8 protein-coding genes are annotated in these 9,261 nt (G+C 41.4%); 1 reads left to right on the forward strand and 7 read right to left on the reverse strand.

Features of this window, described 5'->3' with window-relative positions; translation table 11 throughout:
- Positions 1-14: 14 nt before the first annotated feature.
- From AC1DVB_RS08130 to AC1DVB_RS08155, 6 genes are all read right to left on the reverse strand, one after another.
- On the reverse strand, positions 15-428 hold the full coding sequence (locus tag AC1DVB_RS08130; protein ID WP_057278932.1) for a MerR family transcriptional regulator: 414 nt from the start codon (positions 426-428) through the stop codon (positions 15-17).
- 84 nt (positions 429-512) lie between these two features.
- Entirely contained in the window at positions 513-2,153 is a 1,641-nt protein-coding gene (locus AC1DVB_RS08135; RefSeq protein ID WP_057279038.1) for a SulP family inorganic anion transporter, read from the reverse strand.
- 495 nt (positions 2,154-2,648) lie between these two features.
- Complete coding sequence (locus AC1DVB_RS08140) at positions 2,649-4,058, reverse strand: GH1 family beta-glucosidase (RefSeq protein ID WP_106027755.1); 1,410 nt, start codon at positions 4,056-4,058, stop codon at positions 2,649-2,651.
- A 259-nt stretch (positions 4,059-4,317) separates the two neighbouring features.
- Complete coding sequence (locus tag AC1DVB_RS08145) at positions 4,318-5,439, reverse strand: NADH-dependent flavin oxidoreductase (protein ID WP_430755895.1); 1,122 nt, start codon at positions 5,437-5,439, stop codon at positions 4,318-4,320.
- A gap of 21 nt (positions 5,440-5,460) precedes the next feature.
- Positions 5,461-5,769, reverse strand: coding sequence for an iron-sulfur cluster assembly accessory protein (locus AC1DVB_RS08150; RefSeq protein WP_057278928.1), 309 nt, complete (start codon positions 5,767-5,769; stop codon positions 5,461-5,463).
- Between the two features lie 93 nt (positions 5,770-5,862).
- The gene (locus AC1DVB_RS08155) at positions 5,863-6,849 is read right to left on the reverse strand and encodes a Gfo/Idh/MocA family protein (protein WP_477588907.1); all 987 of its coding nucleotides are present in this window, start codon (positions 6,847-6,849) and stop codon (positions 5,863-5,865) included.
- 207 nt (positions 6,850-7,056) lie between these two features.
- Between AC1DVB_RS08155 and AC1DVB_RS08160 the strand changes: the two genes are divergently transcribed.
- Positions 7,057-7,842 carry an SDR family oxidoreductase gene (locus AC1DVB_RS08160; RefSeq protein WP_095679630.1) on the forward strand — a complete coding sequence of 262 codons (786 nt, stop codon included), beginning with the start codon at positions 7,057-7,059 and terminating at the stop codon, positions 7,840-7,842.
- A gap of 50 nt (positions 7,843-7,892) precedes the next feature.
- On the opposite strand, the gene AC1DVB_RS08165 is transcribed toward AC1DVB_RS08160, so the two are convergent.
- Positions 7,893-9,125, reverse strand: coding sequence for a multidrug effflux MFS transporter (locus tag AC1DVB_RS08165; protein ID WP_477588916.1), 1,233 nt, complete (start codon positions 9,123-9,125; stop codon positions 7,893-7,895).
- Positions 9,126-9,261: the final 136 nt, after the last annotated feature.

The following is a 9,261-nucleotide window of genomic DNA, read 5'->3' on the forward strand; positions in this document are numbered from 1 at the left end:
ACTCGGCAAAAATCTTAGGCAAGCATGGCAAGGATACTCAATAAAGAGCTGCCCCGAACGGAAAGCTGCTGTGCAGCATATGTTAATTGCTGTTCATCGAGCTGTTCCAATAAAGGCTTTAATTCCAGCAATTCATTCTCCAGTCCTCTAAGGTCTGTAGATAGCTTGTCCACCATCAAGAGCACCTGCTCAGAATCAACAGTGGTTTCAGACAAGACTTGTAACCGTTCCTTGATTTCAGTCAAAGGCATATTCTGTTCTTTAAACCGATTAATCATTTGAAGACGATTTAAAGCATCTTCTGTGTAATACCGATATCTTGACCCCGTTTTTTCATAGTTCAGCATTCCTAATTGTGTGTAATAGTCAATGGTTCTTCTCGAAACATTCGCAAGTTCAGCAAGCTGGCCAATCCGATATACATTCATCCAGATAGTCACCTTCTTTAAAAAATCTACTGTTAACGATACTATAACATATCTATCCGAAAAGGTGACTTCAAGATGAAACTATTAGACTACTTTATCCGAATTACCCTTCAGCTGCTTCTTGGCAAAATACAGGGCATCTTCCTTCGATTTAAAAAAGTGCTGTTTTTCTATTTTATGATACAATCCAGTGCTGAGTAACAATTCCTTTGGTTGCTGCTGAATTCCGGAAATGATCAATTTCCCCTTATATTTTCCGATGCGATTAACGATCGCCAATAGTGCTGCCTCTGCTGAAGTGTCCATATATGTTACCCGGCGCATGCTTAATACCAACACTTTCGTCTTATTATCCAAGTTCTCCAATATCGATGACTCCAGGACGTCTATCGAACCAAAGAAAAGAGGTCCTTCCAAGTTATACACATTGATCTTCGAATCCGAATTATCAATTGGAACAATCTCGGTAATCTCATGACTTCTTTCCCTAACCTTTAACGTGTGGCTCATTTTTGCAATGAAGGTGATGAATGCAATCAATAAGCCGATTCCCACTCCCATGATTAAATCAGTGAAGACAGTGATGAGGAAGGTGACTAGCAAAACCGCAGAATCCGCCGTCTTCGTTTTCAATACATGAGCGAATTCCTTTCTTTCACTCATATTCCAGGCAACAAACATCAATATGGGTGCCATGCTAGCCAAAGGTATATGCGCTGCAAATGGGGAAAGCACCAGCAAAACCAGTAAAACGACAATTCCGTGAATGACTCCGGACATCGGGGAGGCTGCCCCGCTTTTTATATTGGTAGCTGTCCTGGCTATTGCGCCTGTTGCAGGTATCCCGCCGAAGAATGGCGTCGCGATGTTCGCGATTCCTTGACCAACCAACTCTTTATTACTATCATGCTTGGTACCCCCCATGTTATCCGCAACGGTAGCGGATAACAATGACTCGACACCGCCTAACAAGGCAATCGTAAAAGCAACTGGAAGGAGTGTGATAATGACTTCCACTGATAGCTCCGGCACTTGGAATTCCGGAAAACCTTTCGGAATCGCTCCATACGTAGAACCAATCGTAGCCACCTTATCGGGAAATAAAAAGTAAGCTGCAATTGTGGAAATCAGCAGACCCAGAAGCGGTCCTGGCACTCGTGGCAAAAGTCTAGGTGCCAGCAGTATGACGACAAAACATATAATCGCAACAATCACACTATATAGATTGATCGTGTCTGCTTTAATCACCAGTTCCTTCATGTTATCCATGAAAGCTTCATGTTTTTCCACTTTCATACCAAAGAAGTTAGCAATTTGCCCTGAAAAGATTATTATCGCAATTCCTGTTGTAAATCCAATGATGACAGGACGGGGAATGAACTTCATCAAATTACCTAACTTAAGCAGACCCATCAGGACTAACATTATCCCCGCTAAAAACCCGGCAATAAGCAGGCTTTCATACCCATATTGCATAACGATTCCAAACAATAAAGGAACGAATGCCCCGGTCGGCCCGCCAATTTGATACTTGGAGCCACCCAAAATCGAAATGAGGATTCCTGCGATGATGGTCGTATATAACCCGTATATCGGTTCGACGCCTGAAGCAATTGCAAAAGCCAGTCCTAAAGGAATGGCTACAACCCCTACGACCAATCCTGCCGTCACGTCTTTTTGAAAACCCTTCATGTTATATCCTTGAAATCTAGAATCTTTTATCATCTTTTTCAAACTCACATCCTTAATCGTTTTTTTAGATTGGAATCTAGCATCATCATGAAAATGACATTCTTTCATTTTAGAGGGAGTTACTTGTTTGAAATTAATCAAATTATTGTAGGCATTTTTCAACGGGACAAACCAAGCGGGGGACTTTTCAAAACTAAGAAATAATCGTCATATATAATCTCCTTTTGTAAGGTTATTTGACATGGTCTCGACCATGCTTCAACATTATACAGTAAAACGTAAAACTGTACATTGTTAGAAACGTTAACATTTGTTTACAACTTTTTGAATATTTTTACATTAATATTACAATCCGGGACCATTTTTCCAGTCTAGTTAATTTGAAGCCGGAGATTCAGACTACGAATTAGGAGGTTTGAACTTTGGTCTAATTCCCCATACCGGAAACTTGATCAGTGAACAATGGAAAAAAGCATGTTTTGAGAAAGATTGCTCAAAACATGCTCTGCCCCAATACACACTTTCAGTTTACAGCTCTTCTCCTCTCGTCTCGATAATATGCTTATACCAATGAAACGACAGCTTCTTTTTCCGTTTTAACTGATCATGATGATCCACGTAAATAAATCCGTATTGCTTCTTATACCCGTTTAACCAACTTAAAAGGTCAATGACAGACCATGCGTAATACCCTTTTAAATGGATACCTTCTTTGATTGCACGTTTAATCACTTTTAAGTGTTCCTCAATATACTTAATGCGCGGAACATCTACTACTTCACCATCGATAATCGGATCCTCATCACCAAGTCCGTTTTCTGTAACATACATTTTAATATCGCCGTAACGTTCTTTTAACATATGCAGCCCATCTAAAAATCCTTCAGGTGAGATTTCCCAGCCCCATTTTGTATAGGTTTTATCTTCCATTTTTACAGTCCGATAAAAGCCATCAAAAGACGGGTTCCCTGGAGCCAGAGTAGATGTTTCTCTTGAATGCTCCATGTTTGAAACGGCTTCCAGGTATTTTTCCACCCGAATGGGCTGGTAATAATTGAGTCCAATAAAATCATTTTTCTCCGCATTCCTTTTTAGCGTATCCAGTTCTTCTTCTGTCCAACTTGGTGTCCAGCCTCTCTCCTTTAATTGCTCAACCACATAAGCTGGATATTCACCTTTTAAAATTGGATCATAATACCAAAAGGTTTCATATTCATTGGCATGCCGAGCAGCTAATACATTTTCATGTTTGTCATCAATACTATAAGCTGGCAGGAATACATGGGTAATCCCAATTTCACCGTAATGATTCAGTGCCTTGTATACCTCTACCGCTTTGGCATGTGCATAAAATACATAATGTGTCGCTTGAAAGTATTTATTTTCATCGTTTTGGATTCCAGGCGGGTGCGCTCCTTTTAAATACCCTAAACCGCAAAACATAACCGTTTCATTAAACGTGATCCAATGTTTGACTCGGTCTCCGAATGCGCGAAAACAAATCTCCGCATACTTGACGAATGCTTCAGCTGTTCGCTTATTCGTCCATCCCCCATCTTGTTCAAGCGTCAAAGGCAAATCCCAATGATACAGCGTAACAAATGGGACAATCCCATATTTTAAGCATTCATTAATCACATTATTATAAAATTCCAAGCCTTTTACATTGACTTCCCCATCACCTGTTGGCAAAATACGGGCCCAGGAAATGGAGAAGCGATATGATTCAAGTCCCATCTCTGCCATTAATTTAATATCTTCTTTGTAGCGATGATAATGGTCTATCGCTACATCCCCATTTGTACCTTCAAATGTTTTCCCCGGAATCTTTGAAAAAACATCCCAATTCGTTATACCTTTACCATCTTCATCCCATGCTCCTTCTATTTGAAAAGAAGCAGAAGCTGCTCCGAATAAAAAATCGTGTGGAAATTTCATTAAAAATCCTCCCTTTTCATACCTGCTTATTAAATTGATAATAATATATTTTATTCATTGGTACAAATATTATTTTTAGTTCACGTAAAACATAAGCCTTATAGATAGTATTTACTATCACGGAATGATTAAATCCAGAATTCCGCTGAATCAATCTCTCTTTTTCTAGCAAAAGATGATCGATACTTAGTAGCATATGAACATACAAAAACCCGTCCACCTTTTGGGGACGGGTTACACATATTAAAGATGTTAGCAATCATTCCACTACCGGGAGCCAACCTTTTATCCCGATCAACTTTTCCCAAAGCGGATCTGGAATGACCAGTTCATCCTGATCTTTTTTTGAGAGGGTAGTCCGTATTTCCGCTTCTTTTCCAGACCTGATTTTTTCAATCCAATGCGGTTCCATAAGAAGTTCACGGCCAAGGGCGATAAAAGGGACCCCCGTTTCCATGGCTTCTGCAACTTCATCGGGTGTATGCAGTGAACCTACACCGACCACCGGGATACGATTACCTACTTTATCGTAAATTTTAACGATGCGCGACTTTGTCCTATCACTCTCACGGAATGAGCCATTCCAGAAGTGACCTACCGATATATGTAGATAATCCAGGTTTTGATTCGCTAATCTATCAACGAATTGGATCGTATCATCTAAAGTGATTCCAGGATTGCTGCCTTCTTCAGGAGAAAGGCGGTAGCCAATTATAAACGGCTTTTCTGCATGCTCGGCAACCGTTCTCTCGACTTCATTCACAATGGTAAGCGGGAAAATCAATCGTTTTCCCAATGTTCCGCCCCATTTATCTGTACGGCGGTTCGAGTGTGGCGAGAAGAATTGTTGAAGCAAGTAAGTATTGGCACCATGGATTTCCACACCATCGAAACCTGCTTCGATGGCCCTTCTTGTTGCTTCGCCAAATGCCTTAATAACGTCTTGTATTTCATCTTCATTCATTTCCCGCGGTACAGGTGATTCCTCGCTGGAAGCAATGGCACTTGCAGAAACAGGTTGGTTATCAGGCAATAATTCGGGCGGACTTTGACGGCCTCCATGATATATTTGCAGGATCGCTTTTGCCCCGTTGGACTGAATCGTTTCAGCTAGTTTTCTCAAGGATGGGATAAAGGAATCGTCATCTGCACCTAGTTGGCCTGGGAATCCCTTGCCTCCAGCAGATACATAGGCACATGCCGTGACAACCGCACCTACACCAGCCGAGCGCTCAGCGTAATAGGCCAGTTCATCATCGGTTACAACCCCTTGGTCATCCGAAGAATAAGTGGTCATAGGAGCCATCATGATACGATTTTTCACTTCTACCCCTGATGAAAATATATATGGTTGAAAGATCTTTTCGTATTTTTGATTCATGCCAATCCTCCCCCTTTACTATTAGTGGTGATGATGTCCATGCGGTTCTTTAGAAGGATTCGTGATTTCAAAGCCTTCTTCTGGAACATAAAAATATTTAATCCAGACACCATCCAGAAATTCTTCACGTGAATCAAGCAAAATATCGATATCTTTATCTGTTTTGACGATTTCATCATATTCTGCCGGTGTATCCAGCTTCATGTCATAATGGGCATGATCGCCATGCATATGGGTGATATATACACGAATCATTTTCCCTTCGGCTTCTTCAGTGCTGAGCATCTTTTGTAAGACCTTTGCTGCATTGCGATTTATTTTGCAATTCATGTCCATTCCTCCAACAATAAAATTATCCCTGTACTGAGTTCTACCCAATTAAGGGTTATCAGTAACATCCATTTTTCCCCTTCATGATTGGCCTTATCCGCGGTCTGAAGGAAAGACGATGCCGATTTGCCTTCTTGCTTCATCCATGATTTCCATAGTCAACAGTGAATTCGAATATGTATTTATTTCGGATTCCATTTTCCCCTGCTGTATCAAATCAACAAATTCCTTCGCTTCATAATACATGGTAGGCATATCCTGTTTAACGGAAATATTTTCAGTGGTTCCATTCCGATACTGAATATCCACCGCTTGCGGTCCTGAAATTTTCTGAATGATGATGCTTCCATGTTCTCCTTGAATTTCTGATGGCAAATTGGACTCAGTAATTTTGGAAAACATGACGACTGCCTCCATTTCATCATAGGAAAGCAGAATCGTACCTTGCCCATCAACTCCTGATTCAAGCATCGTTCCTGATGCCTGCACCTTATTCGGTTTACCGAACAGTACAACAAGTGGATAGAGGACGTAAATGCCTAAATCCATTAAAGAGCCACTGGAGAATTCCGGATTGAATGCATTCAGCACAGTTCCTTGTTTATATGAATCATAGCGTGATGAATATTGGCAAAAGCTTCCCGAGAAACGCCTAATCTTCCCGATTTTATCCAGATTCCCTTTTATACTTTCGAAATTCGGCATGATGGTCGATTTCATCGCTTCCATCAATAGCACATCATTTTGTTTTGCAGCCTCAATCATTTCCCTTACTTCAGCCGCATTCGAGGCCATTGGTTTTTCACATAATACATGTTTTTTATTTTGTAAAAATAACACGGCTTGCCGGCAATGATGAGAGTTAGGGCTTGCTATATATACAGCGTCGATTTCATCGCTGGCAGCCATTTCTTCTAAATTAGTAAAAGTCGTATGTACTTCGTATTTATTGGCAAATTCCTTGGCTTTCTCCTCTGTACGTGAATACACGGCAGTTAAGGATAAACCCTCTACATGCTTTGCAGCCTCCAAAAATCGTTCCGTGATCCAATTTGTACCTATTACCCCTAATCTTATCAACACTCTATCCCCTTTCAAGCTAACTTAATTATGTCCTCAATATACAGACATTTCACTGAAAAACAAAGTATAATGAACACCCGCAATTGTTTAAATTGGATTTTTTAGGCAATATTCGTTTATAATTTTTCTATATTACAACTGCCATGATGTTTCTACATACTCCCAAACTGGGAATAGAAGACTTAAAAGGAGCGTGTGAAGTGTATGACAGAATTAATGAAAAACAAAGTTGCCATAATTACCGGTGGGGGATCAGGAATTGGCCGGGGCGCTGCACTGAAACTAGCTGAAAACGGCGCGAACATCATCTTTTTTGACCGTACAGTCGAAAATGCCGAAAAAGTGAAGGAAGAAGTGGAGAACCTTGGCCGAGAGGCTTTAATCATTAAAACGGATGTTTCCAAGGCTGAGCAAGTTGAACATGCCTACAAAACGGCCTATGAACATTTTGGGAAAATTGATTTTGTATTTGCAAACGCAGGCATTAACGGGGTGATTGCCCCTATAGAAGACATAAAGCCAGAAGATTGGGATCAGACACATACCATCAACCTCAAAGGCACCTTTCTCACCATCAAATACGCCATTCCCTACATGAAGGAAACAGGCGGCAGCATCGTGATCAACAGTTCCATCAATGGAAACCGATATTTCAAGAATTTTGGTTTTTCCGCTTATAGTTCATCCAAAGCTGGTCAAGTCGCTTTCGGAAAAATGGCTGCACTCGAATTGGCAAGATATAAAATCAGGGTAAATACCATTTGTCCCGGCTCCATCGATACGAACATTCACGATAACACATTCCCGGAAGATGAAAACTTAAAAAAAATCACGATTCCCATTGAATATCCGCAAGGCTCCCAGCCTCTGGCGAAGAAAGCGGGGACTGCCGAACAAGCTGGTGATCTCGTATTGTTCCTAGCATCAGACATGTCCTCCCATGTTACAGGCACGGAAGTTTATATCGATGGAGCGGAATCACTATTATGAATCAAAAAGGCAAAAAGCTGAAATCCACATCAGGATTTCAGCTTTTCTTTTTAAGCAACTCGCCTTAACCCGCGACGGGCAAGGAGTAAATAAGCGCACATGGCGATGACATGACAACTTACCATCACAATTCCCATCGGCAAGGGCGACTCACCTGAACCTAACCCCACCAGGGGAGCCATTAGTGATCCTAATATGAAGGGAAGCAAGCCAATTAAAGCCGAGGCACTGCCTGCCGTTTTTTTCTGATTTTGCATCGCTAAAGAAAAACTCGTTGTACCGACAATACCGACGCTGGAGACGGAGAGGAATAAAGCGGCCAAGATTCCTGCCAAGCCCATTTCGAGAAGGACTGAGGCAAGAAGCAATATTCCCCCAAACAAAGCTAGGCATAATCCCATTTGAAGCAATCTTTCTTCTTTAACCTTGCCAGCCAGCTTCCCGGCAACTTGTGAAGCGATGATGATCCCAACCCCGTTTATTGCAAAAATCRGGCTGAAGGTCTGTGGGGAAACCCCATAAATGTTCTGGAGAACAAAAGGCAATCCGGAAATATAAGCGAACATTGCAGCACTTATGAATCCTTGTGCAAAAGCATAGCCCATAAACACACGATCCTTCAATAAGTTCCCAAAAGTCCTGATCGTATCATTTACCCCGCCAGCACTCCTGTGATTGGACGATAAAGTTTCCTTTATCCCAAAAAATGCAGCCGCAACCATAATGATACTTAATACTGAAATGACAATGAAAACGCCCCGCCAAGAAGTGAACTGCAAAAGTTGACCGCCAAAAACCGGAGCCAATATCGGTGCCGCCCCATTCACCAGCATTAACATGGAGAAGAACTTGGTCAAATCCGTTCCTGAAAAAAGGTCACGAACTATGGCCCTTGAAATGACAATGCCTCCCGCTCCCGCAATACCTTGGATAAAACGTAATAATAAAARCAATTCAATGGTTGGAGCAAAAGCGCATAACAGAGATGAAATGCAATAAATGGATAAAGATATGATTAACGGTGAACGCCTTCCTTTTGCATCACTTAGAGGCCCTAAATAAATTTGGCCCAAAGCCAACCCTAACAAGCAGGCAGTCAAGCTTAGCTGCGCTAACGACGTACTGCTTTTCAGATCCTCTGCCAGTGTGGGGAGACCCGGTAAATACATATCAAGTGACAGTGGTCCGATCGCTGCAAAAGACCCTAGCATAAGAGCCATCAAYAGCCTTTTGGATTTAGTCATTTCGTTGCCTGATGATATCGTTTCCTTCATTTCAATCATTATTAACCCTATCCCTTTCAACTAATTGTTCTTCCTAATAAACTCGACTTTCTTTATTTTACAAAAGATCGGCACAATTTACGATAAGTATGCTCCACTTGAATGGGATTCTTCCTTTCGGCACTCAGGTAAGCAC

The organism is Peribacillus sp. P4_D6 (assembly GCF_056401795.1).